Here is a 23950-nt window from a genome sequence, read left to right as displayed (position 1 = left end):
CAGCGATAGGGAGTCAACCCGCGGTCAGCCCGCGGCGGGCTCGTCCCGCCCCGGGGAGGAGCCCCCGGTCGCGCCCGCGACGACCGCCTCCGCGACCGCCCGCATCGTGAGCCGGCGGTCCATGGACGTCTTCTGGATCCAGCGGAACGCCTCCGGCTCCGACCACCCGTGCGCCTGCTGCAGCAGCCCCTTCGCGCGGTCGACGACCTTGCGCGTCTCCAGCCGCTCCTGGAGGCCCGCGACCTCGGCCTCCAGCGCGCGCAGCTCGGTGTACCGGCTGACGGCCATCTCGATGGCGGGCGCGAGGTCGGCCTTGGAGAACGGCTTGACGAGGTAGGCCATCGCGCCCGCGTCCGTCGCCCGCTGGACGAGCTCGCGCTGCGAGAACGCGGTGAGGATCACCACCGGGGCGATCCGGTCGGCGGAGATCCGCTCGGCCGCGGAGATCCCGTCCAGGACGGGCATCTTGACGTCGAGGATCACGAGGTCGGGACGCCGCTCGGCGGCGAGCCGCACGGCCGTCTCGCCGTCCCCCGCCTCGCCGACGACGTCGTAGCCGTCCTCCTGAAGCATCTCCTTCAGGTCGAGCCGGATCAGGGCCTCGTCTTCCGCGATGACAACTCGCCGAGCGCTCTCCACGCGCACGAGCCTATCGAAACCCGCTACCCTGGTCCCGAGCCGCCCCTGCCACGGCGCCACACGGCCGACGCCACCCAGATGTCCGGTTTATCCGGACCTGAGCCCCGATATCCCAACGGCAGAGGAAATGGTCTCAAACACCATCAAGTGTGGGTTCGAATCCCACTCGGGGCACTTTTCTTCGCGTCCGCCGCTTCGCGGCCCGGCTCACCCGTCCCCCGGACGCGTCCGTGGTCCCGGACGTCCGGCCCGCCGCACCCCGTTCGTGAGTCCGCTCAAGCGGATCGGCACGGGTCGCTTTTCCGGAGCGAAAGGGAATTGAGACCGGCCGGTGATCCCTGCGCGGTGCGCAATCTTCACCGGACGGCGGCGGGAAAGGCCGGAGGAGACCGGGGAAGACCGGGAAGGCCCGTGAGGCCGGTAAAGGGGCCGGGCACCGCGCGGGGTGCGGTCGCGCGGTGCCCGGCCCGGGACCGGCGGCGTCAGAGCCGCCCTTGGTCGGTGCCGGTCAGTGCTGGATGCCGATCGCGTCGCCGATGGCGTGGACGCGCAGCGCGTTGGTCGAGCCGGGCGTGCCGGGCGGCGAGCCCGCCACGACGACGACCTTGTCGCCCTTCTGGCAGCGGCCGAGTTCGAGGAGCGCCTGCTCGACCTGCCCGAACATGGCGTCGGTGTGGTCGGCGTGCGGGACGACGAACGTCTCCACCCCCCACACGTGCGCGAGCCGCCCCCGGACGGCGGGCACCGAGGTGAACGCCAGCAGCGGGATCGGCGACCGGTAGCGCGACAGCCGCCGCGCCGTCTCGCCGGACATCGTGAACGCCGCGAGGGCCTCCGCGCCGACGATCGCGCCGACCTCGGCGGCGGCCCGGGCGATGGCGCCGCCGACCGTCTCCGGCATCCGCTGCAGCGTGTGGGTGGCCTGCAGCGAGGCCTGCTCGGCGGTCTGCACGATGCGGCTCATCGTCAGGACGGACTCGATCGGGTACTGCCCGACGCTCGTCTCGCCGGAGAGCATCACGGCGTCGGCGCCCTCGAACACGGCGTTCGCGACGTCGGAGGTCTCGGCTCGGGTGGGCCGCGGCGAGGAGATCATCGACTCCAGCATCTGGGTCGCGACGATCACCGGCCGGGCCTTCTCGCGGCACAGCTCGATCGCGCGCTTCTGCACGATCGGGACCTGTTCGAGCGGCAGCTCGACGCCGAGGTCGCCGCGGGCGACCATGATCCCGTCGAAGGCGGCGACGATCTCGGGCAGCCGCTCCACCGCCTGCGGCTTCTCGATCTTGCCGATGAGGGGGACGCGGACGCCCTCCTCCTCCATGATCTGGTAGCAGATGTCGGCGTCGGCCGGGGTGCGGACGAACGACAGCGCGACGAGGTCGACGCCGAGCCGCAGGGCCCAGCGCAGGTCGCGCTCGTCCTTCTCGGTGAGGGCGGGGACGCTGACCGGCACGCCGGGGAGGTTCAGCCCCTTGTTGTCGGACACCATGCCGCCGACGGTCACCGTGGTGTGCACCCGGGGGCCCTCGACGGAGGTGACCTTGAGGGCGACGCGGCCGTCGTCGATGAGGATCGTGTCGCCGGGGCCGACGTCGCCGGGCAGCCCCTGGTAGGTGGTGGACACCTCGCGGCGGGTGCCGGGGACGTCCTCGGTCGTGACGGTGAACTCGTCGCCGAGCGTGAGCCGGACCGGGCCGTCCGGGAAGCGGCCGATGCGGATCTTCGGGCCCTGCAGGTCGGCGAGGACGCCGACGCCGCGCCCGGTCGCCTCGGCGGCGGCCCGGACCCGGTGGTAGACCTCCTCGTGGACGGCGTGGTCGCCGTGGCTCATGTTGAGCCGGGCGACGTCGATGCCCGCCTCGACGAGAGCGGTGATCTGCTCGGCGCTGGAGCAGGCGGGACCGATGGTGCTGACAATCTTGGCTCGACGCGTCACGGCACCAACGGTACTTAGTTACCCGCCGGTACCGATATTCGTGCAGGATATGGTCGTCCCCGGTTCACCGATTGGTCTAGCTCAGAGGTCTAGACCACATCCGGCCGCCGTCCCGTCGAACCCGCCGGGCTCCCCCGGGCCCCGCCGCGGCGGCGCCCGGTCAGGGCTTGAACGCGTCGACCGCCGCCTGCGAGAACGCCTTGAGGTCGTCCGGCCTGCGGCTGCTGACGAGGACGTTCGGCCCCTCGTCGCAGATGTGTACCTCCTCGTCCACCCAGTTCGCACCCGCGTTGCGCAGATCGGTCTGGAGGCTCGGCCAGGACGTGAGGGTCCGGCCGCGGACGACGTCCGCCTCGATCAGCGTCCACGGGCCGTGGCAGATGACCGCGACCGGCTTGCCCGCGTCGAAGAACGACCTGGCGAACGCGACGGCCTTCGGCTGCGTGCGCAGGAAGTCGGGGTTGGCGACGCCGCCGGGGAGGAGGAGGCCGTCGAACTCGGTGTGGTCCGAGACCTCGACGGTGGTGTCGACGGGGAAGGTGTCGGCCTTGTCGAGGTGGTCGAACGCCTGGAGCCGTCCGGACTCGGTGGACACGAGCCGCGGCGTGCCCCCGGCCCGCTCGACCGCCTGCCAGGGCTCGGTCAGCTCGACCTGCTCGGTGCCCTCCGGGGCGCAGAGGAAGGCGATGGTCCGGCCTTGAAGATCGTTGTTCGGCATATTGCCCTCCTTGTGGCGATGGCTTACCGATTGCCCTGCCCGGGAGCGCGGGTGGTATGCAGGAAGCGTGAATCCCACCGGATACCGCGAGCTCCCGGCGCCGGGGCTGGCCTGCGCTTGGACGGCGGCCCTCCCGCCGGACGCGGAGCCGTTCACCCAGCGCGTCGTCCCGGACGGCTGCGTGGACGTCATGTGGTCCGCGTCCGGGATCCTCGTGGCGGGCCCGGACACCGGCCCGGCCCCGGCGGTCGTGCGGCCGGGCGACGCGGTCGCGGCGGTGCGGTTCGGGCCGGGGGCGGCTCCGCCCGTGCTCGGCGTCCCGGCCGACGCGATCCGGGACGCCCGGATCCCGCTGCGCGAGCTGTGGGGCGGCGAGGCCGACCGGCTGGCCGACGCGGTCGCGGCGGCCGGCGACCCGCTCGGCGCGCTCGTCGCCGCCGTCTCCGCGCGGATGCGCCCGGCGGACCCGATCGTCCCTGCGGTGCTGGCCGGGCTCGCCGGAGGGTCGGTCCGGGACGTGGCCGACGGCGTCGGCATCAGCGAGCGGCAGCTCCGGCGGCGCTCGCTGGCGGCGTTCGGGTACGGGCCGAAGACGCTCCAGCGGGTGCTGCGCTTCCAGCGGGCGCTGGCGCTGGCGCGGGCGGGCGAGCGGCTCGCGGACGCGGCGTTCGCGGCGGGCTACGCCGACCAGGCGCACTTCGCGCACGAGGTGCGCGACCTCGCGGGCGAGCCCGTCCGGACCCTGCTCGCCGCCTAGACGAGGGCCCCGGCCTGCCTCGCCGCGCGGGACCCTCACGCCGCCACGCCAGGACGGCCGCTTCCGGCCGGTGGGAAACGGACGCCCGCGATACGGGGCCGGCCGGGAGAACGCGGTGGGCCCGACCACCCCAGCGGTGAGTGGCCGGGCCCTCGATGTCCCGCGTGCGGGGTGCGGGAGCGGGCGGTCCGCCGCGGCTCGGACGGGGCTCGGGCCGTCCCGCGGCCGTGTCGCGGACCCTGGCGGGACGGTAGCCGACGGGCCGCGAGTCCACAAGTGGTACGCGGTCGGGGACGCCCGGCGACGATCGGTTCGTCCGCCCCGGCCCGAACGGCCGTTTCCGGACGGACCGCGTTTGTGATCTGCTGTCCGGCATGAGTGATCCACTGGACGAACGTGACGTCGCGGGCGACCCGCTCGCGCTGGTGGCGGGGGCGGCGGAGCCGTATCTCGGCGGGCTGGCGGAGCGTCCCGTCCACGATCCGGCGCGGGACGCCCTGCTCGACGAGCTGGACGGCCCCCTCCCCGCCGAGGGCGACGGGTCCGTCGCCGCGGTGGAGCGGCTGCTGCGGGTCGGGACGGCGGCGGCGACGCACTCGTCCGGGCCGCGCTGCTTCCATTTCGTGGTGGGCGGGTCGACGCCCGCGGCGATGGCGGGCGACTGGACGACGTCCCTGCTCGACCAGGGCGCGGGCCTGTGGGTGCTGTCGCCGTTCGCGGCCCGCGCGGAGACGGTCGCGCTGCGCTGGCTGAAGGAGCTGTTCGGGCTGCCCGCCGGGTTCGGCGGCGTGCTCACGCCGAGCGCGACGCTCGCGCACGTCACGGGCCTCGCCTGCGCCCGGTACCGGTGGGCGGACGGCTACGGCGTGGACGTGACGTCCCGCGGCCTCGCGGGGCTGCCGCAGATGCCGGTGTTCAGCAGCGGGCTGGTGCACGTCAGCACCCGCAAGGCGCTGCAGATCCTCGGCTGCGGGCGCGACACGCTCCGCACGTTCGCGCGGGACGACGCGGGCCGCGTCGACCTCGACGCGATGGACGCCGCCCTGGCCCGCGTCGACGGCCGCGCGGTGATCGTGGCGAACCTCGGCGACGTGAACACCGGCGACTCCGACCCGATCGCCGACCTCGCCGACCTGGCCGAGCGGCACGGCGCCTGGCTGCACGTCGACGGCGCGTTCGGGATGTTCGCCGCGCTGTCGCCGCGCACCGAGCACCTGGCGCGCGGCGTGGAACGTGCCGATTCGGTGACGGCGGACGGGCACAAGTGGCTGAACGTCCCGTACGAGAGCGGGTTCTCGTTCGTCCGCGACCGGTCGCTGCTGAGCCGCTCCTTCGGCGCGTGGGGCGCGGCGTACCTGCCGGACGAGGACGACGAGCGGATCAACTACAACATGCTGGGCCCGGAGTCGTCCCGGCGGGCGCGGGCGCTGCCGATCTGGGCGACGCTCCGCGCCTACGGGCGGGACGGCTACCGCGAGATGGTCGAGCGGCACCTCGACGTCGCCCGGCATCTGGGCGAGCTGGTCGAGGCGTCCCCCGACCTGGAGCTGCTCGCGCCGGTCCAGCTGTGCATCGTGTGCTTCCGGTACCGCCCGGAGGGCGTGTCGGAGAGCCGTCTCAACGATCTGAACGCGCGCCTGGGCGAGGCGCTGATCGCCGACGGCCGCGTGTTCGCGGGCACCAGCACGTACCGGGGCATGACGGTGTTCCGTCCCGCCCTGGTGAACTGGCGGACGACGAAGGCCGACGTGGAACTCCTCGTGGACGTCCTGCGCGAACTGGCCCCCGCCGTCCGCGGGTGAGGGCGGTCAGGTCGCGCAGTGGTCCCAGCCGAGGCTCTCGTCCAGCTCGGCGAACGGCTGCGTAAGGCTGTACCAGCAGCCCGAGTCGTCGCGGAACAGGGCCTCGACGCCGTAGGGCCGCTTCTCCGGCTTCTGGACGAACTCGACGCCCGCCGCGGACAGCCGCTCGTACTCGGCCTGGCAGTCGTCGGTGTTGAACGCCCCGGCGCCGAGGACGCCCTTCGCGATGAGCGCCCGCATCCGCTCCGCGGACTCGGGGTCCATGGTCGGCGGGCCGGGCACCATGAGCGCGAGGCTCAGGTCCGGCTGGTCCTTCGCGCCGACGGTGACCCAGCGCATGCCGCCCTCGCCGAACGTCATGTCGTCGCGCAGCTCCAGGCCGAGCTTCCCGGTGAAGAACTCGATGGCGGAGTCCTGGTCGAGGACCCACACGGTGGCCAGCCCCAGTCTCGTGATCATTTCAGCGCCTCCCAGGCGGACGTCGTCGGATCGAGTGCCACGCTAGAAGGCCCCCCGACCTGCGCGCTTCTCGATAATTGCGAAGCGCTCACTCCTTGTTGAAGCCGCCCGCCCAGAGCAGCACGAAGCAGCCCGGGACGGCGGACGCGCCACCGGTGCGGGCCCGCCTGCGGAACTCGGTGGGCGTCATGCCGACCTGCCGCTTGAACCGCGTGCAGAACGTGCCGAGGCTCGTGAAGCCGACCAGCACGCAGATCTCGGTGACGGTGAGGTTCGCGGTGCGCAGCAGGTCCTGGGCGCGCTCGATGCGCCGCCGCGCGAGGTACCGTCCGGGCGTCTCCCCGTACACCTCGCCGAAGAGCCGGACGAAGTGGTACGGCGAGTAGCCCGCACGAGCGGCGACGGCGGCCACGTCCAAGGGCTCGCCCCAGTCGCGGTCCATGGCGTCCCGCGCCACCCGCATCCGCCGCAAAACCTCGGTGTCCATCCCCCCGATGCTGACACACGACGACGACAAGAGAACCGACCAGGGCCTCAGCCCGGGGTCACGGGTCGTGCGGCCGGAGGGCGGCCACGCCCTCCGGCCGCACGGCCCGAGGAGCGAGGGGCCGTTTCCCGAGAGCGAACGCGACTCGGGAAACGGCCCCTCGCGACCAACGGGGGTTCCAGGGGGTCGCCCCCCTGGGTTAAAGGGGCCGCGCGGTGGGGGGGATTGGATACGGCAGGTTCGTCCGGCCGTTGAGGTAGGCGTCGACGCCGTGGGCGGCGGCGCGGCCCTCGGCGATGGCCCAGACGATCAGGGACTGGCCGCGGCCCATGTCGCCCGCGGCGAACACGCCGTCCACGGACGTCCGGTAGTCGCGGTCGCGGGACACGTTGCCGCGCTGGTCGAGGTCCACGCCGAGCTGGTCGAGCAGCCCCTCGCGCTGCGGGCCGAGGAAGCCCATCGCGAGGGTGACGAGCTCGGCGGGGATCTCCCGCTCGGTGCCCTCGACCGGCTGGAACCGGGTCTCGGGCCCGCCGACCTCCACGAGCCGCAGGGCCCGGACGTTGCCGTCGGCGTCCCCGACGAACTCCGTGGTGGAGACGGCGTAGACGCGGTCGCCGCCGAGGTCGGCGAGCTCCTCGTGGGCGCTCTCCATCTTGAACAGCATCGGGTAGGTCGGCCACGGCTGGGCGTCCGGGCGCGACTCCGGCGGCCGCGGCATGATCTCCAGCTGGGTGACGGACGCGGCGCCCTGCCGGATCGCCGTGCCGATGCAGTCGGCGCCGGTGTCGCCGCCGCCGATGACGACGACGTGCTTGCCCTTCGCCGAGATCGGCGACTCCTCGAAGTCGCCCTCCCGCACCCGGTTGGACGGCGGCAGGTACTCCATCGCCTGGTAGACGCCCTTGAGCTCGCGTCCGGGGACGGGCAGGTCGCGCCACACGGTGGCGCCGCCCGCGAGGACGACGGCGTCGTGCCCGGCGCGCAGCTCGTCGGCGGTGACGTCCACGCCGACGTCCACCGAGGTCCGGAAGACGGTGCCCTCGGCGCGCATCTGGTCGAGGCGCCGGTCGAGGTGCCGCTTCTCCATCTTGAACTCGGGGATGCCGTAGCGGAGCAGGCCGCCGACGCGGTCGGCGCGCTCGTAGACGGTGACGTCGTGCCCGGCGCGGGTGAGCTGCTGCGCGGCGGCGAGGCCCGCGGGCCCCGAGCCGACGATCGCGACCTTCTTGCCGGTCTTCACGGCGGGCGGGCGCGGTACCACCCAGCCCTCCGCGAACGCCCGGTCGATGATCTCGACCTCGACCCGCTTGATGGTCACCGGGTCCTGGTTGATGCCGAGGACGCAGGCGCTCTCGCACGGGGCGGGGCACAGCCTCCCGGTGAACTCCGGGAAGTTGTTCGTGGCGTGCAGCCGCTCGATCGCCTCCCGCCAGTCGTGCCGGTAGACGAGGTCGTTCCACTCGGGGATGAGGTTGCCGAGCGGGCAGCCCTGGTGGCAGAACGGGATGCCGCAGTCCATGCAGCGGCTCGCCTGCCTCTCCAGCCGGTCGCCGCCGAAGTCCTCGTAGACCTCGGACCAGCTCCGGATGCGGACGTCGACCGGGCGGCGCTTCGGGAGCTCGCGCCGGACGGTGAGGAAACCCTTCGGGTCGGCCATGTTCGGGAAGCCCCCCTCTCAGCTCTGCGCGGCGGCCATGACGGCCTCGTCGACGTCGCGTCCCTCGGCCTCGGCCCGCGCCATGGCGTCGAGGACGCGCCGGTAGTCCCGCGGCATGATCTTGGTGAAGCGGGCCGCGGCGGCGTCCCAGTCGTCCAGCAGGCGGCGGGCGACCGCCGAGCCGGTCTCGGCGAGGTGCCGGCCGACGAGCGTCCGGACGAAGTCCAGGTCGGTGTCGTCGAGCGGCTCCAGGTCCACCATCTCGCCGTTGACCCGCTCGGGCACGAGGTCCAGGACGTAGGCGATGCCGCCGGACATCCCGGCCGCGAGGTTGCGCCCGGTCCGGCCGAGGATGACGGCGCGGCCGCCGGTCATGTACTCGCATGCGTGGTCGCCGACGCCCTCCACGACGGCGGTCGCGCCGGAGTTGCGGACGCAGAACCGCTCGCCCACGACGCCCCGCGCGAACAGCTCGCCGGACGTGGCCCCGTACAGGATCACGTTGCCGCCGATGATCTGCTCCTCGGCGGCGAACCCGGCGTCGGCCGGGGGACGCAGCGTCAGCCGCCCGCCGGACAGGCCCTTGCCGACGTAGTCGTTGGCGTCGCCGACCAGCCGCAGCGTGATCCCGCGGGGGACGAACGCGCCGAACGAGTTCCCGGCCGAGCCGGTGAAGGTCACGTCGATGGTGTCGTCCGGCAGGCCGTTCCCGCCGTGCCGCTTCGTGATCTCGTGGCCGAGCATGGTGCCGACCGTCCGGTTGACGTTGCGGATCGGCAGCTCCAGCGTGACCGCGTCGCCGTAGGCGATCGCGCCCTCGCAGAGCTGGATGAGCGTGTTGTCGAGGGCCTTCTCCAGCCCGTGGTCCTGGACGGTGGTGCGGCGCAGCGCCGCGCCGTCCGGGACGTCCGGCCGGTGCAGGACCGGCGCGAGGTCGAGCCCGGCGGCCTTCCAGTGCTCGACGGCCCGCCGCGCGTCGATCATCTCGACGTGGCCGATCGCCTCGTCCAGCGACCGGAACCCGAGGGCCGCGAGGTGCTCGCGGACCTCCTCGGCGACGAACTCGAAGAAGTTCACGACGAACTCGGGCTTCCCGGCGAACCGCTGCCGCAGCACCGGGTTCTGCGTGGCGACGCCGACCGGGCAGGTGTCGAGGTGGCAGACCCGCATCATCACGCAGCCCGACACGACGAGCGGCGCGGTCGCGAAGCCGTACTCCTCCGCGCCGAGCAGCGCGGCGACGACGACGTCCCGGCCGGTCTTCATCTGCCCGTCGGTCTGCACGACGATCCGGTCCCGCAGCCCGTTGAGCAGCAGCGTCTGCTGCGTCTCGGCGAGCCCCAGCTCCCACGGCGCGCCCGCGTGCTTCAGCGACGTCAGCGGGGACGCGCCGGTCCCGCCGTCGTGGCCGGAGATCAGCACGACGTCGGCGTGCGCCTTGGACACCCCGGCCGCGACCGTCCCGACGCCGACCTCGGCGACGAGCTTGACGTGCACGCGCGCCGCCGGGTTCGCGTTCTTCAGGTCGTGGATGAGCTGCGCGAGGTCCTCGATCGAGTAGATGTCGTGGTGCGGCGGCGGCGAGATGAGGCCGACGCCGGGCGTGGAGTGGCGGGTCTTGGCGATCCACGGGTACACCTTGTGGCCGGGCAGCTGGCCGCCCTCGCCGGGCTTCGCGCCCTGCGCCATCTTGATCTGGATGTCGTCGGAGTTCGTGAGGTACTCCGACGTCACGCCGAACCGCCCGGACGCCACCTGCTTGATCGCGCTGCGCCGCAGGTCGCCGTTCGGGTCCGGGGCGAAGCGGATCGGGTCCTCGCCGCCCTCGCCGGTGTTGGACTTGCCGCCGAGCCGGTTCATCGCGATCGCGAGGGTCTCGTGCGCCTCGGCGGAGATGGAGCCGTAGGACATCGCGCCGGTGGAGAACCGCTTGACGATCTCCGACACCGGCTCGACCTCGTCGATCGGGACGGGCTCCCGCTCGCCCTCGCGGAGCCGGAACAGCCCGCGCAGCGTCATCAGCCGCTCGGCCTGCGAGTCGACCCGCGCCGTGTACTCCTTGAAGATCTCGTAGCGGCGGGTGCGGGTGGCGTGCTGGAGCTTGAACACCGTCTCCGGGTCGAACAGGTGCGGCTCGCCCTCGCGGCGCCACTGGTACTCGCCCCCGACCTGGAGGGTCCGGTGGGCGAGGTCGTTGCCGCCGGGCGGGTAGGCGTGCGCGTGCCGGCCGGCGACCTCGCGGGCCAGCACGTCGAAGCCGACGCCGCCGAGCCGGGACGTGGTGCCGGTGAAGCAGCGGTCCACGACCTCCGCGCCGAGGCCGATCGCCTCGAAGATCTGCGCGCCGGTGTAGGACGCGACCGTCGACACGCCCATCTTCGACATGATCTTCAGGACGCCCTTGCCGTACGCCTTGACGAGGTTGCGCACGGCCGCCGGCGCGTCCACGCCCTCGATCACGCCGCCGCGGACGAGGTCCTCGACGGTCTCGATCGCGAGGTAGGGGTTGATCGCGGACGCGCCGTACCCGATGAGCAGCGCCATGTGGTGGCACTCGCGGGCCTCGCCGGTCTCGATCACGAGCCCGACCCGCGTCCGGGTCTTCTCCCGGATCAGGTGGTGGTGCACGGACCCGGTCAGCAGCAGCGACGGGATCGCGGCCCGCGCCGCGTCCGCGCCCCGGTCGGACAGGACGATGATCCGCGCGCCGCCGTCGATGGCCCGGCTCACCTCGGCGTTGATCTCCGCGAGCCGCGCCTCCAGCGCCGCTCCCCCGCCCGCGACCTCGTACAGGCCGTGGACGACGTGCGCGTGCAGGTGCGGCAGCGACCCCTCGTCGTCGATGTGGATGATCTTGGAGAGCTCGTCGTTGTCCAGGATCGGGGTGGGCAGCACGAGACGGCGGCACGAGTCGGGGCCCGGCTCCAGGAGGTTGCCCTCGGGTCCGAGCGTGGACTGCAGCGAGGTGACGAGCTCCTCGCGGATCGCGTCCAGCGGCGGGTTCGTGACCTGCGCGAACAGTTGCTTGAAGTAGTCGAACAGCAGCCGCGGCCGCTCCGACAGGATCGCGATCGGGGTGTCGGTGCCCATCGACCCGATCGGCTCCGCGCCCGTCCTCGCCATCGGCGACAGGATGATCCGCTGCTCTTCGAGCGTGTACCCGAACGTCTGCTGCCGCCGGACCAGCGTCTCGTGGGTCGGGATCTCCCGCTCGCGGTTCGGCAGCTCCTCGAACCGGACGAGGCCCTCGTGCAGCCACTCCCGGTACGGGTGCTCGGCGGCCAGCTCGGCCTTGACCTCGTCGTCCTCGACGATCCGCCCGGCGGCCGTGTCCACCAGGAAGATCTTGCCCGGCTGCAGCCGCCCCTTCCGGACGACCTCCGCCGCCGGGATGTCGAGCACGCCCGCCTCGCTGGCGAGCACGACCAGGCCGTCGGCGGTCACCCAGTACCGGCCGGGGCGCAGCCCGTTCCGGTCGAGGACGGCGCCGACGACGGTCCCGTCGGTGAAGCTGACGCTCGCGGGGCCGTCCCACGCCTCCATGAGCGTGGAGTGGAACTCGTAGAACGCGCGGCGCTCGGCGTCCATCTCGGCGTGGTTCTCCCACGCCTCCGGGATCATCATCAGCACGGCGTGCGGCAGCGACCGGCCGCCGAGGTGCAGCAGCTCCAGGCACTCGTCGAACGAGGCGGTGTCGCTGGCCTCGATGTCGATCACCGGGTAGATCCGGGACAGGTCGCCCGGGATCAGGTCGGACTTCAGCAGCGCCTCGCGGGCCCGCATCCAGTTCCGGTTGCCCTTCACGGTGTTGATCTCGCCGTTGTGCGCGATGAACCGGTACGGGTGGGCGAGCTCCCAGGCCGGGAACGTGTTGGTCGAGAACCGCGAGTGGACGAGCGCGATCGCGCTGCTGAACCGCCGGTCGGACAGGTCGGGGAAGAACGGCTCCAGCTGCGGGGTCGTCAGCATCCCCTTGTAGACGATCGTCCGGCTGGACAGGCTCGGGAAGTAGACGGCGACGTCCTGCTCGGCGCGCTCGCGCATGCAGAACACGGCACGGTCCAGTTCCAGTCCGGTCTTGCCGTCGTGCGGGCCGCCCGCCGCCGGCGCGACGAACAGCTGCGCGAAGTGCGGCATGACGCGGCGCGCGGCGGGGCCGGTGAAATCGGGGTCGTGCGGCAGCTCGCGCCAGCCGAGGACGGTGAGGCCCTCGTCCGCGCAGAGCGCCGCGACGCGCGCGGTCACGGCGGCGCGCTCGTCGCCGTCGCGCGGCAGGAACGCGATGCCCGCCGCGTACGCGCCGGGGTCGGGGAGCGCGAAGTCGCAGACCTCGCGGAAGAAGGCGTCCGGGATCTGGACGAGGATGCCGACGCCGTCGCCGTCGTCCGGCTCGGCGCCGACCGCCCCGCGGTGGTCGAGGTTCTTCAGGACCGTCAGGGCCTTCTGCACGATGTCGTGGCTCTTGCGCCCGCGCATGTCGGCGACCATGCCGACACCGCAGGCGTCGTGCTCGTTCGCGGGGTCGTAGAGGCCCTGGGGGCGCGCGCGGTCCACCGCCGGGGCGCCTGGAGCGTGGGCGCCTGGAGTGCGGGCAGCAGGTGTGAGGGCAGCAGCAGCCATCAACCCTCCCGTCGTCGTCGTGTCACTGCTTCTGTGTCAGTGCAGGCTCGGGACGACGTTGGCCCTGCTGCGGTGAGATGACATTACATCACTGCCGAGAACATGCCCGACCTGACCGGATCGCGAAACTTCTGCGCACAGATGAACCCGGGTCATCTCACAATGGTTTAGACCAGGCTAGCCGTCCGATCACGGGAGGAAGTGCCCTGACCTCGGTGAAAATCATCACCGGGACACGAGGTTTATGGCCCGCTTTACGTTACTTGCCGGAAACCTTACGCCCGGCGGGGCGGGGTGCTACCGAGCGGTGCTACCGAGCGGTGCTACTGAGCGGTGCGGGCGGCGCGGCCGAGCACCGCCGGGGCCTTGCCCCCCTCGATCAGCAGGGACAGCAGCGTCGTGTCCTTCTCGTCGCCCGTGCCGTCCAGCCGCTGCGCCCACGTGACCACGGCGAAGTGGCCCATGGCGAGCCCGCGGGCCATGCCGAAGCCGCGCCCGAACCCGTCCAGCGGCGCGGGCGCCTCCAGCGGGCGGACGAACCCCGCGCCGATCGTGTGCTCCAGCGTCTCGACGAACCGGTCCGCGTCCGCCGACCCGGCCAGGTTGAACACCGCGACGGCCAGCCCGTAGCCGCCCTTCGGGCCCGCGTAGACGCCGCGCGCCGCCTGCGTGCAGCCGCCCTTGCCGAGCGTCTCGACGACGGTCGCGCCCCACGCGGCGGCGGCGCAGTCGGCGTCCAGCCGCTTGGCGCGCAGCTTCACCTCGACGTCGCCGTCCGGGACCGACAGCGTCGCGGCCGAGGCCGGGAACGCCTCCTCGATCGTCAGCGGCTTCGGATCGGCGCCGCGCGACACGATGCCCGCGTACGCGGCGGACGACGGCGAGCTGGAGTAGGAGTCGGGCGACAGGCCGTTCCCTGCGGGCTTCCCGATCTTCGCGGCGGCGGTGTCGCGGGCGTCGGCGCCGCCGCCGCCGTCCAGGACCGTGACGGCGGCCAGGCCGAGCAGCACGAGCGCGGCCAGCGCCGCCGCCGCGCCGAAGTACAGCCTCGGCCCGAACCCGCCCTTGCCGCCCGTCCCGGACGGGCGACGCGCGGCGGCCGGTTTCGCGCCGCGCCGCTTGCGCCCCTTCGGCCTCCCGCCGGAGCCGCGCGGCGGAGCGGCCGCCACGGCGTCGTCGTGCGGCGGTTCCTCGCCGTGCGCGCCGTAGGGCGTTTCGCCGTACCGCTCGCCGTACCGCGGTTCGGTGTACCGCGCCTCGTCCTCGTACGGCGGGCGCGGTGGCGGGACGGGACGGGCGGGACGCGGCGCCGGGCGGCGGGACGCGCCGGTCCGGCGCGGGCCGCCTCCGGCCGTCCGGCGGGCGGCGGGGCGGCCGCGGCCCGTGCGGCTCACCGGCGGCGTCCGCCGGGGGCCGCCGCCGCGGCGGGGTTCATCGGGGTCCACGACCGGGGAGACTACTGCCCGGGGAGAGGTGACACGCCCGCGCGCCCCCTCATCACTGCCGCGCTGGTCACTGTCCCGGCCTTCCGGTGGAGGCGAGGTCCATCCGCCCGTACAGGAAGTCGGCCGCGTTCTCGATGACGAGGCTGACGTCGATCATCTCGTTCAGCGAGTCGGGGCGCTTCCCGCCGGTCCGCTCCACCGCCGTGATCACCGCGTAGTGGCCGTAGGTCTTGGCGTAGGCGGCGCTGAACCCGGCCCCGAACGCGGGGACGTCCGGCATCTTCAGCGGCAGGACCCAGCCCGCGTCGGTCTGCGGGTCGAGGTCGCGCAGGACCTGCTTGACGCCCTCCTCGCTCGCCATGTTGATCACGATGAACAGGCCCGTGTACTTCTTGTCGGCGCTCACATACGCGGTCCGGACGACCTGCGTGCAGCCCAGCTTCGCGAGGTCGCCCTGCAGGCGGGCGCCCCACGTCGCGGTCTTGCAGTCCGACGCCAGGTCGGAGGCGGCGAGCTTGAAGACGTACGCGCCGGACCTCAGGTCCTTCGCGGCGAACGCCTCGCCCTCGGTGATCGCGCGGGCGTCCGCGGTCCGGTTCGCGATCGCCTTGAACCCCTCGCCGTTGTAGTCCGGCGTGTAGGCGACCGGCACCACCTTCCGGGGGGCGGCCTCGTCGTCACCGCCGCCGGTCAGCACGACCGCGGCCGCCACGGCGGCGATCACCACGACCAGCGCGGCGGCCGCGCCGTACAGGAGCTTCGGGGCGGGGCGGCGGCGGCCGGGCTTCTCGTCCGGCCAGAAGTCCTTTCCGCGGCTGTCCGGCCCGGCTTCGGGGGAGCCTGTGTCACGAGCCTCGATCACGTCCCGGAGCTTAGCGGCCCGGGTGCCGCCGCGTGGCCAAAAGGGCGTTTCATCCAGTTTCCCCAGGCCCCCGGCCCGGGGTTCAGCCGGTTCCGATGAGGGCGCCCACGCCGTAGGTGATCGCCGCGGCGGCGCCGCCGAACAGGAGCTGCCGCGTCCCGCCGAACCACCAGGCCCGGGTCGTCACCTTCGACACCAGGGCGCCCGCCACGAACAGGCCGAGCCCGGCGATCCCCGCCGCGGGCCACAGGCTGGACGCGCCGAGCAGGTACGGCAGCACCGGCAGCAGCGCCCCGACCGCGAACGACAGGAACGACGAGCCCGCCGCGAGCAGCGGGGACGGCAGGTCGCCCGGCGTCACGCCGAGCTCCTCCCGCGTGTGGACCTGCAGCGCCTCGTCCGGGTCGCGGGAGAGCTGCCGCGCGACCTCCGCCGCCGTCTCCGGGTCGACGCCGCGCGACTCGAAGACCCCGGCGAGCTCCCGCTCCTCGGCCGCCGGATGCCGGGCGAGCTCGCGCCGCTCGACCTCGATCTCCGCCTCCGCCAGCTCCGACTGGGACGCGACCGAGATGTACTCCCCCGCCGCCATCGAGAACGCCCCGGCGGCGAGGCCCGCGAGCCCCGCCAGCAGGACGACCTTCGCCGACGCCTGCCCGCCCGCGATGCCCGCGATCAGCGCGAAGTTGGAGACCAGTCCGTCCATCGCGCCGAACACCGCCGGACGCAGCCAGCCGCCGGTGACGTCGCGGTGCTGGTGGTGGCGCTCCGGCCGCGTGCCCGTCCTCCCGCCGCTCATCTCCTCCGCACCGGTGCTCTCGGGCCTACTTCCCGTCCTTGACGGGCTCGGCCTTCTTCGGCTCCTCGGCCGCCTCGCCCTCATCCTCGCCGGACGCGGCGGCGGCCTCGTCGGCGGGGTCCTCGGTGACGGGGTCCTCGGTCGCGGGGGCGGCGTCCTCGGCGGGCCGGTCGGCCGCGACCTCGTCCCGAGCCTCGTCGCCGCCCTCGTCCTCGTCTTCGCTCTTGGGCTCCGGGTCCTTCGTGATGTCGACCGCGTCCTCGGGCTCGCCGGACGCGTCCGGCTCGGCACCGGCGGGGACGTCCCCGGACGGGCCGTCGGAGGCGCCCTCCGCCGTCGCGGTGACGACGTTCAGCGGCTCGTTCCTGTCGCGCGCCCAGTAGATGTAGCCGATCGCGCCGAGCAGCAGGATGAGCGACGTCCAGTCGTTGAGCCGCAGGCCGAGGACGTGGTGGGCCTCGTCGATGCGCAGCGCCTCGATCCAGCCGCGCCCGACCGTGTAGGCGGCGACGTACAGCGCGAACACGCGGCCGTGCGTCAGCCTGTAGCGGCGCTCGGCCCAGATCACCAGGGCGGCGACGCCGAGGCACCACAGGAACTCGTACAGGAACGTCGGGTGGTAGGTCGCGACGTCGGCGTACTTCGGGTCGAGGGCGGGCCCGCCGTCCAGCACCGGGCGGTGGTTCTCATCGATCTTGATGGCCCAGAACGCGTCGAGCGGGCGCCCGTACAGCTCCTGGTTCCAGTAGTTGCCCCAGCGGCCGATGCCCTGCGCGAGGACGATCCCCGGCGCGACCGCGTCGGCGAGCGCCAGCGTGGAGATCCCGCGCCGGCGGCAGCCGATGACCGCGCCGACCGCGCCGAGCGCGATCGCGCCCCAGACGCCGAGGCCGCCCCGCCAGATCTCCAGCGCCCGCACCGGGTCCCCGTCGGCGCCGAAGTAGCGCTGGTAGTCGGTGAGGACGTGGTAGAGGCGCCCGCCGACGAGGCCGAACGGCACGGCCCACACGGCGACGTCGATGACCACGCCCGGCGTGCCGCCCCGCGCGGCCCAGCGCCGCTCGCCCAGCCAGACCGCGACGACGATGCCAAGGATGATCATGACGGCGTAGGCGCGGATCGGGATGGGCCCGAGGTGCCAGACGCCCTGTGAGGGACTCGGGATGTATGCCAGCGGCTGCATGACCGATGAGGGTACCCCTACCCGGCGCGGTGCGCGGCGATCTCTACGGGCGCGCCTGGTGGCGGCCGGTCGCGACGCCGGTGGCGCGGGCGCGGCCGGGCGCGCGGTGCTCCCCGCCGCCCGCCGCCGCGACGGCCTTGCGCAGCTCGTCCGGCGAGCCGAGGACGTCGTCGTCGACCCGCCTGCCGTTCAGCGCGAGGAACGGCGTCGCGTCGACGCCCGCCCGCCCGGCCTGCGCGCTCGCCTTCTCCACCTGGTCGATCTGCTGCGAGCGGTTGACGCAGTCGGCGAACTCGGGGCCGGTGGCGCCGAGCCGCGCCCCCCAGTCGATCAGGTCCTGGTTGCGGAAGCCGACGTCGCCCTCCGGCGGCTGCTCCCCGTACAGCTTGTCGTGGTACCGCACCCACGCGCCGACCGGGAAGCAGGCGGCGGCGTTCGCGGCCCGCCGCGAGTTCGACATCAGCGGCTCCTGCTGGAAGAGCTGGAACGGCCGGTAGACGACCCTGGCCCTGCCCTCGGCGGCGAGCTGCTTCAGCGTCCCGCCGATCCGCCGCTCCAGCGCCCGGCAGGCGGGGCACTGGAAGTCCTCGTACAGGTCGAGGACGGGCGTCGTGACGCCGGGCCGCCCCATCGCGACCGCGCCGTACTGCTCCCGCGCGGTCGGCGCCAGCGGGCCGTCGTAGCTGCTCTCCAGCGCGCCGTCCCCGTCGTGGCGGGCGACGGCCACGACGATCCCGGCGATCGCGACCGCCGCCGCGGCGATCCCGCCGAGGACGACCACCAGCAGGCGCCGCCGCCGCTCCCCGGCCTCGGTGCGCGGCCGCCCGCCCGCGGGCCGCCGCGGGCCCCTGTCCTGCTCGCTCATCGATCCCCCGATCGGCACGGTATGTGATTGCGTGCGTCCACGAGCGTAGCGGGGACGGGTCGCCCGAGCCGGGGAAAAGCGCCGCGCCGCGCCGTCCCGGGCGGGACGGCGCGGCGCGGCGGCGGGCGGGTCGCCCGCGAAGGCTCAGCTCAGCGGGGCGATCACTTCCCGGCGGCCTTGGCGGCGTCGATGGTCGCGCGCAGCGCGCCCGGGTTCATGAACTGCGCCTGGTCGAGCTTCTTGCCGTCCAGGAACACGGTGGGCGTGCCGTCGACGCCGCGGTCCTGCAGGGCGTACTTGGTCATCGAGTCGACCGTGGACTTCTTCTGCCCGTCCCGGACGCACTTCTCGAAGTTCGGGTCGGTGACGCCGATGTCCTTGCCCCACTTGACGAGGTCGTCGGGCGAGAAGCCCTTCTCGCCCTCGGTCGGCTGGAACTTGAAGAGCGCGTCGTGGTAGGAGATCCACTTGTCGGCGGGCACGCACAGCGCCGCCTCGGCCGAGCGCAGCGAGTTGATCTTCACCGGGTCCTTCTGCTGGCCGAACAGGTGGAACGGCCGGTAGACGACCTTGACCTTGCCCTGCTGCGCCAGTTCGAGGACGGTCTTGCCGCTGCTCTGCTCGAACTGCTTGCAGATCGGGCACTGGAAGTCCTCGAAGATCTCCAGCTCGGGCTTGGTCACCCCGTTCTGCGCCATCACGATGGAGCCGTCGGCCTGGCGGCTGAGCGGGGCGAGCGCGCCCTGGTGGACCTGGGCCTTGCCGTTCTTGCTCTGGTGATCGACGATCAGGACGGCCCCGACCACGATCACCGCCACCGCCACCACCGATCCGAGGACGATGGCGAGCAGCCGCCGCTGCTTCGCACGCGCCGCCTGCTTCTTCCGGTCGGCGGCCAGGCGCTCTCTCGCGGAACGCTCTCGTGCGGCCTTGCTCATTGGTTCTCCTATTGCGTGGGGGCCGCGCCGCCACCGTGCGGCGCGGTCACGGCGAGACTAGTCGACTTGACCGATCCGCCGGAATTCGTCGATCAAGACGAGCAGGAACAGCAGGACGGTCACCACGTGGACCCCGCTGCACCAGAGGCAGACCTTGTGCAGGATGGCGAACTCCACGGTCACGAGGTAGACGACGAACAGCACGCCCACCGAGACGCTCGCGACCCGTCCCCAGCGGAGCGGCGGCCACGTCGAGCGCAGCGCCCACGGCGTGATCAGCGCGGCGAACGCCACGAAGAACGCCAGCCCCAGCAGGGGCATGGGGATGCCGAGCAGCGTGGAGTACTCGCTCGTCGTGACCGCGTGGCAGTCGACGGTCTTGGACGCCGAGCACACCAGCGCGCTGTCGTCGTAGTGCGTGATCGTCAGATAGACCGATATCCCGAACCCGGCGATCGTCAGGATCCAGGCCACCGCCTGGAACCAGGCGGGGGGCAGCGGCGGAGCGACCGTCTTGGCCCGGTCCTTCGCCGTCATCTCTTGCGTCATCGTGATCGTGATCCTTCCAGGACCGCCACACCCGGCGAACACACCTTACGGGAGACGGGCGATACCACAAGCATCAACTCGGAGGCACCGTCCGGGAGTTCCCGGGCGCCTCCCGGCACGTCCGGCGGCGGGTCGGACCCCGCCGCCGGACGGCCGCGGATGTGATCAGCGGCGACGTCCCCGCGGTGAGCGGGCGCCTCCGCAGCGGTCGGCGCGTGTGACGGTCAGTGACCGCCGCGGACGCCCGCGGCCAGCTCCTCCGTGAGCGCGCGGAGCCCGGTCAGCCCGGCCGCGAGGTCGGGCGCCTCCAGCAGCCGCCGGACGAACGCCGACCCGACGATCACGCCGTCGGCGAACCCAGCGACCTCGGCGGCCTGCGCGCCGGTGCCGACGCCGAGCCCGAGCCCGACCGGCAGCGGCGTCCCGCGCTTCTCGATGAACGCGCGGGTGCGCTCCACCAGCCGGGGCGCGCCGGTGTCGACGGCGGAGCGGGCGCCGGTCACGCCCATCAGGGACGCCGCGTAGACGAACCCGCGGGACGCCCCGGTGATCTTCTCGATCCGCTCGTCGGTGGAGCTGAGCGCGACGAGGAACACCCGGTCGAGGCCGTGCTCGTCGGACGCCGCGAGCCACGCGCCGCCCTCCTCCGGCGTGAGGTCGGGCGTGATCAGCCCGGCGCCCCCGGCGGAGGCGAGGTCGCGGGCGAACCGGTCGACGCCGTAGTGGTCGACCGGGTTCCAGTAGGTCATGACGAGGGTGGGGACGCCGGTGGCGGCGACGGCCTCGACCGTCCGGAACACGTCGGCGACGCGGGCGCCGCCGACCAGCGCCTGGTGGACGGCGTCCTGGATGACGGGGCCGTCCATCATCGGGTCGGTGTAGGGCAGGCCGATCTCGATGACGTCGCAGCCCGCGTCGACCATCGTCTTCAGCGCGTCGATCGAGCCCTCGCGGGTGGGGAACCCGGCGGGCAGGTAGCCGACGAGCGCGGCCCGCCCCTCCGCCTTGGCCCTGTCGTAGGCGGTCTGGGCGGTGCGGGCGGTCTGGGCGGTCATTCGCCGTCTCCCTCGGGCATCAGGCCGAAGAATCCGGCGGCCGTGTGCATGTCCTTGTCGCCGCGTCCGGACAGGCACACCACGAGCGTGGCGTCCGGGCCGAGCTCGGGGCCGACCTTGAGCGCGCCGGCCAGCGCGTGCGCGGACTCGATGGCCGGGATGATCCCCTCGGTGCGGCAGAGCAGGGAGAAGGCGTCCATCGCCTCGGCGTCGGTGATCGCGCGGTACTCGGCGCGGCCGGAGTCGCGCAGCCAGGAGTGCTCGGGGCCGACGCCGGGATAGTCCAGCCCGGCGGAGATCGAGTGGGTCTCCAGGGTCTGGCCGTCGTCGTCCTGCAGCAGGTAGGTGCGCATGCCGTGGATGACGCCGAGGGTGCCGCCGACCAGCGTCGCGGCGTGCCGCCCGGTGCCGACGCCGTCGCCGCCCGCCTCGAACCCGTACAGCCTGACGGATTCGTCCGGGACGAAGGCGTGGAACGCGCCGATCGCGTTGGAGCCGCCGCCGACGCAGGCGATGACGGCGTCCGGCAGGGACCCGGTGAGCTCCAGGCACTGCCGCCTGGCCTCGACCCCGATGATCCGCTGGAAGTCGCGGACCATCATCGGGAACGGGTGCGGGCCCATCGTGGACCCGATGCAGTAGTGGGTGTCGTCGACGGTGGCGACCCAGTCGCGGAACGCCTCGTTGCAGGCGTCCTTGAGGGTGCGGCTGCCGTTCTTCACCGGGACCACCTCGGCGCCGAGCATCCGCATCCGCGCGACGTTCAGCGCCTGCCGCTCGGTGTCGACCTCGCCCATGTAGACGACGCAGTCGAGGCCGAGCAGGGCGGCGGCCGTGGCGGTGGCGACGCCGTGCTGGCCCGCGCCCGTCTCGGCGATCACCCGGGACTTGCCCATCCGGCGGGTGAGCAGCGCCTGGCCCAGCACGTTGTTGATCTTGTGCGAGCCGGTGTGGTTGAGGTCCTCGCGCTTGAGCAGCACGCGGGCGCCCGCGTGCGCGGAGAACCGCTTGGCCTCCGTCAGCAGGCTGGGACGGCCCGCGTAGCTCGCAAGGAGGTCGTTCAGTTCCCCGGTGAAGGCGGGGTCGTTCTTGGCGGTCTCGAACTCGCGGGTCAGCTCGTCCAGGGCCGCCATCAGCGCCTCGGGGGCGAACCGCCCGCCGAACGATCCGAAGTGGCCCGTGGCGTCGGGCAGCGCACCGCGCGCGGTGTCGATGGTCATGGGTTAACGCGTCCTGTCATGCGAGAAGCGGCTGATCGGGTCTCGGGGTACGGATCAGCCCCGCCATCGCTCCCGGAGCGGCTCGACCTGCATGCCTGAACCCTAGCCGCTCTGCCGCAGCGCCGGGTGGGCTCCGGCGGCCACGAGGTCGGCGACGGCGGACCGCGGGTCGCGGCCGATCACGAGGCTCTCGCCGACCAGCACGGCGTCGGCGCCGTTGGAGGCGTAGGCGAGCAGGTCGTGCGGCCCCCGCACGCCGGACTCGGCGATCTTCACGACGTTCTTCGGGATGAGCGGCGCGACCCGGGCGAACACCCCGCGGTCGACCTTCAGCGTCCGCAGGTCGCGGGCGTTCACGCCGATGACCTTGGCGCCGGCCTCGACCGCGCGGGCGACCTCCTCCTCGGTGTGGACCTCGACGAGCGGGACGAGCCCGATCGACTCGGCGCGCTCCACCAGCGAGACGAGCGCGTCCTGCTCCAGGGCGGCGACGATCAGCAGGGCCATGTCGGCGCCGTGCGCGCGCGCCTCCCACAGCTGGTAGGAGGTGACGATGAAGTCCTTGCGCAGGACGCAGACGCCGACGTTGGCGCGGACGGCGGCGAGGTCGTCCAGGCTGCCGCCGAACCGGCGCCGCTCGGTCAGCACGCTGATCACCTTCGCGCCGCCGGACTCGTAGTCGCGGGCGAGCGCGGCGGGGTCGGCGATGGCGGCGAGCGCGCCCTTGGACGGGCTGCTCCGCTTGACCTCGGCGATCACGGTGACGCCGGGGCCGCGCAGCGCGGCGAGCGCGTCGCGCGGGACCGCGGCCGCCGCGGCCTTCTCCTTCAGGGCGCCGAGCGGGACGTCCCGCTGCCTTTCGGCGAGATCGGCCCGGACGCCCTCCACGATCTCGTCCAAAACGCTCAAGGTCGCAGGCCCCCTATTTCAGGTCGTTCCGTGCACCGATCGTAGCCGCCCCCTCGGACGGCGCCCGCATCCGGGCGGCCCGTCGGGGGCGCCTCACGCGCCTCAGGGCGCCAGCGCCCGCCCGAACGGCAGGTTGCGGACGACCCAGTAGACGATGAGAAGGCCGAGGAACGCATACGCGACCACCGGCCTGAAAAGAGCGGACCGCATCGCCAGCCCCCGCGCGCTCAGGACCGTCCAGCGCGCGTACAGGTAGCCGAACACCGGCAGCAGGACGAACAGCAGCGGGTTGAGGCCGAACGCCGTCCCGACGTCCCCGTGCGTGAGGGCGTGGACGAGCCGCATCATCCCGCAGCCGGGGCAGTAGTAGCCGGTCAGGAGCAGGAACGGGCAGGTCGGATAGTGCCCGGCCTCGTTGGGGTCCCGGAACGCCACCACCAGCGCGCCCGCGACGACCCCGCCGAGCACGGCCCCCGGCCCCGCCAGGCGCCGCCAGGCGAGCCCGCGCCTCCGCGAGTCGACGGATGCCTCGGTCACACGCCCAACCATAGAACGCCCGCCACGGGGCCGCCTCTCGAAGGGGGCGGACTAGCCGTCCAGCACGTAGCCCACTCCGCGGACCGTCCTGATGGGGTTGCCCTGGCCGAGTTTGGCGCGGAGCTGGGCCACGTGGACGTCGACGGTGCGGCTGCCCGCCCCGGCGCCGGGCCCCCAGGCGGCGTCGAGGAGCTGCTCGCGGGTGAAGACGCGGCCGGGGTTGCCCATCAGGAATTCGAGGAGGTCGAACTCGGTGACGGTGAGGGTGACGCGGCGGTCCCCGATGACGGCGGTGCGCTCCCCGGGGTCGAGGGCGACGGCTCCCGCCCGCAGGGGGCCCGGCGCCTCGGCGGGGGCGCCGCGGCGGAGCGCGTCGGCGACGGCGCCGACGAGGACGCGGGGGCTGAACGGCCGGTCCACCCGGCGGTCGCCGACCGCGCGGGCGACGAGCGGGTCGAGGGGCCCGGTGACCGCGATGACGGGGGCGGGGCGGGCGGCCTCGGCGACCCG

At 73.3% G+C, this 23950-nt stretch carries 21 protein-coding genes and 1 tRNA gene; 3 read left to right on the top strand and 19 right to left on the bottom strand.

Features of this window, described 5'->3' with window-relative positions; all coding sequences use genetic code 11:
* Positions 1–24: 24 nt before the first annotated feature.
* Positions 25–645, bottom strand: coding sequence for an ANTAR domain-containing response regulator (locus ACH01S_RS03855; RefSeq protein WP_067885404.1), 621 nt, complete (start codon positions 643–645; stop codon positions 25–27).
* 95 nt (positions 646–740) lie between these two features.
* Here ACH01S_RS03855 and ACH01S_RS03850 point away from each other — a divergent pair.
* Positions 741–813: transfer RNA gene (locus ACH01S_RS03850), tRNA-Leu, on the top strand.
* A gap of 334 nt (positions 814–1147) precedes the next feature.
* Here ACH01S_RS03850 and pyk read toward each other — a convergent pair.
* Both pyk and ACH01S_RS03840 read right to left on the bottom strand, forming a co-directional pair.
* Entirely contained in the window at positions 1148–2578 is a 1431-nt protein-coding gene (gene pyk, locus ACH01S_RS03845; protein WP_067885402.1) for a pyruvate kinase, read from the bottom strand.
* A gap of 160 nt (positions 2579–2738) precedes the next feature.
* The gene (locus ACH01S_RS03840) at positions 2739–3296 is read right to left on the bottom strand and encodes a type 1 glutamine amidotransferase domain-containing protein (RefSeq protein ID WP_067885400.1); all 558 of its coding nucleotides are present in this window, start codon (positions 3294–3296) and stop codon (positions 2739–2741) included.
* A 67-nt stretch (positions 3297–3363) separates the two neighbouring features.
* Here ACH01S_RS03840 and ACH01S_RS03835 point away from each other — a divergent pair, with 67 nt between their 5' ends.
* Complete coding sequence (locus ACH01S_RS03835) at positions 3364–4053, top strand: helix-turn-helix domain-containing protein (RefSeq protein WP_067885399.1); 690 nt, start codon at positions 3364–3366, stop codon at positions 4051–4053.
* A 374-nt stretch (positions 4054–4427) separates the two neighbouring features.
* Complete coding sequence (locus ACH01S_RS03830) at positions 4428–5855, top strand: pyridoxal phosphate-dependent decarboxylase family protein (protein ID WP_067885397.1); 1428 nt, start codon at positions 4428–4430, stop codon at positions 5853–5855.
* Positions 5856–5861: 6 nt separating this feature from the next.
* Here the strand turns inward: ACH01S_RS03830 and ACH01S_RS03825 are convergent, their stop codons facing one another.
* The 16 genes from ACH01S_RS03825 to ACH01S_RS03750 form a co-directional block, all read right to left on the bottom strand.
* Positions 5862–6314, bottom strand: a complete 453-nt coding sequence (locus ACH01S_RS03825; RefSeq protein WP_067885394.1) for a VOC family protein — start codon at positions 6312–6314, stop codon at positions 5862–5864.
* A gap of 88 nt (positions 6315–6402) precedes the next feature.
* Positions 6403–6801, bottom strand: coding sequence for a helix-turn-helix transcriptional regulator (locus tag ACH01S_RS03820; RefSeq protein WP_067885392.1), 399 nt, complete (start codon positions 6799–6801; stop codon positions 6403–6405).
* Between the two features lie 199 nt (positions 6802–7000).
* Positions 7001–8461, bottom strand: coding sequence for a glutamate synthase subunit beta (locus tag ACH01S_RS03815; RefSeq protein WP_067885390.1), 1461 nt, complete (start codon positions 8459–8461; stop codon positions 7001–7003).
* Between the two features lie 18 nt (positions 8462–8479).
* Complete coding sequence (gltB, locus tag ACH01S_RS03810; RefSeq protein WP_083980290.1) at positions 8480–13081, bottom strand: glutamate synthase large subunit; 4602 nt, start codon at positions 13079–13081, stop codon at positions 8480–8482.
* 323 nt (positions 13082–13404) lie between these two features.
* On the bottom strand, positions 13405–14526 hold the full coding sequence (locus ACH01S_RS03805) for a hypothetical protein (protein WP_148344441.1): 1122 nt from the start codon (positions 14524–14526) through the stop codon (positions 13405–13407).
* Between the two features lie 67 nt (positions 14527–14593).
* Positions 14594–15388, bottom strand: coding sequence for a hypothetical protein (locus tag ACH01S_RS03800; RefSeq protein WP_067885383.1), 795 nt, complete (start codon positions 15386–15388; stop codon positions 14594–14596).
* An 82-nt stretch (positions 15389–15470) separates the two neighbouring features.
* Positions 15471–16184: a VIT1/CCC1 transporter family protein gene (locus ACH01S_RS03795; RefSeq protein WP_067885381.1), complete on the bottom strand. Its 714-nt coding sequence runs from the start codon at positions 16182–16184 to the stop codon at positions 15471–15473.
* A 25-nt stretch (positions 16185–16209) separates the two neighbouring features.
* Positions 16210–17367, bottom strand: a complete 1158-nt coding sequence (gene lgt, locus ACH01S_RS03790; protein WP_083980288.1) for a prolipoprotein diacylglyceryl transferase — start codon at positions 17365–17367, stop codon at positions 16210–16212.
* 43 nt (positions 17368–17410) lie between these two features.
* Positions 17411–18232, bottom strand: a complete 822-nt coding sequence (locus ACH01S_RS03785; protein WP_067885379.1) for a DsbA family protein — start codon at positions 18230–18232, stop codon at positions 17411–17413.
* 161 nt (positions 18233–18393) lie between these two features.
* Positions 18394–19170, bottom strand: a complete 777-nt coding sequence (locus ACH01S_RS03780) for a DsbA family protein (RefSeq protein ID WP_067885377.1) — start codon at positions 19168–19170, stop codon at positions 18394–18396.
* A gap of 57 nt (positions 19171–19227) precedes the next feature.
* Complete coding sequence (locus tag ACH01S_RS03775) at positions 19228–19719, bottom strand: vitamin K epoxide reductase family protein (RefSeq protein WP_083980286.1); 492 nt, start codon at positions 19717–19719, stop codon at positions 19228–19230.
* A gap of 224 nt (positions 19720–19943) precedes the next feature.
* Positions 19944–20774, bottom strand: coding sequence for a tryptophan synthase subunit alpha (gene trpA / locus ACH01S_RS03770; protein WP_067885373.1), 831 nt, complete (start codon positions 20772–20774; stop codon positions 19944–19946).
* Positions 20771–21994: a tryptophan synthase subunit beta gene (trpB, locus tag ACH01S_RS03765; protein ID WP_067885371.1), complete on the bottom strand. Its 1224-nt coding sequence runs from the start codon at positions 21992–21994 to the stop codon at positions 20771–20773. Before trpB ends, trpA begins: the two co-directional genes overlap by 4 nt.
* 102 nt (positions 21995–22096) lie before the next feature.
* Entirely contained in the window at positions 22097–22903 is an 807-nt protein-coding gene (trpC, locus tag ACH01S_RS03760; protein WP_067885369.1) for an indole-3-glycerol phosphate synthase TrpC, read from the bottom strand.
* A 102-nt stretch (positions 22904–23005) separates the two neighbouring features.
* The gene (locus ACH01S_RS03755; protein WP_246236762.1) at positions 23006–23440 is read right to left on the bottom strand and encodes a DUF2752 domain-containing protein; all 435 of its coding nucleotides are present in this window, start codon (positions 23438–23440) and stop codon (positions 23006–23008) included.
* Between the two features lie 51 nt (positions 23441–23491).
* Positions 23492–23950, bottom strand: a 459-nt coding sequence (locus ACH01S_RS03750) for a winged helix-turn-helix domain-containing protein (protein WP_067885365.1), incomplete at its 5' end; no start/stop codon positions are given.

The organism is Actinomadura chibensis NBRC 106107 (assembly GCF_001552135.1).
GTDB classification, from domain to species: domain Bacteria; phylum Actinomycetota; class Actinomycetes; order Streptosporangiales; family Streptosporangiaceae; genus Spirillospora; species Spirillospora chibensis.
This window is presented reverse-complemented; position numbering and strand designations above follow the sequence as displayed.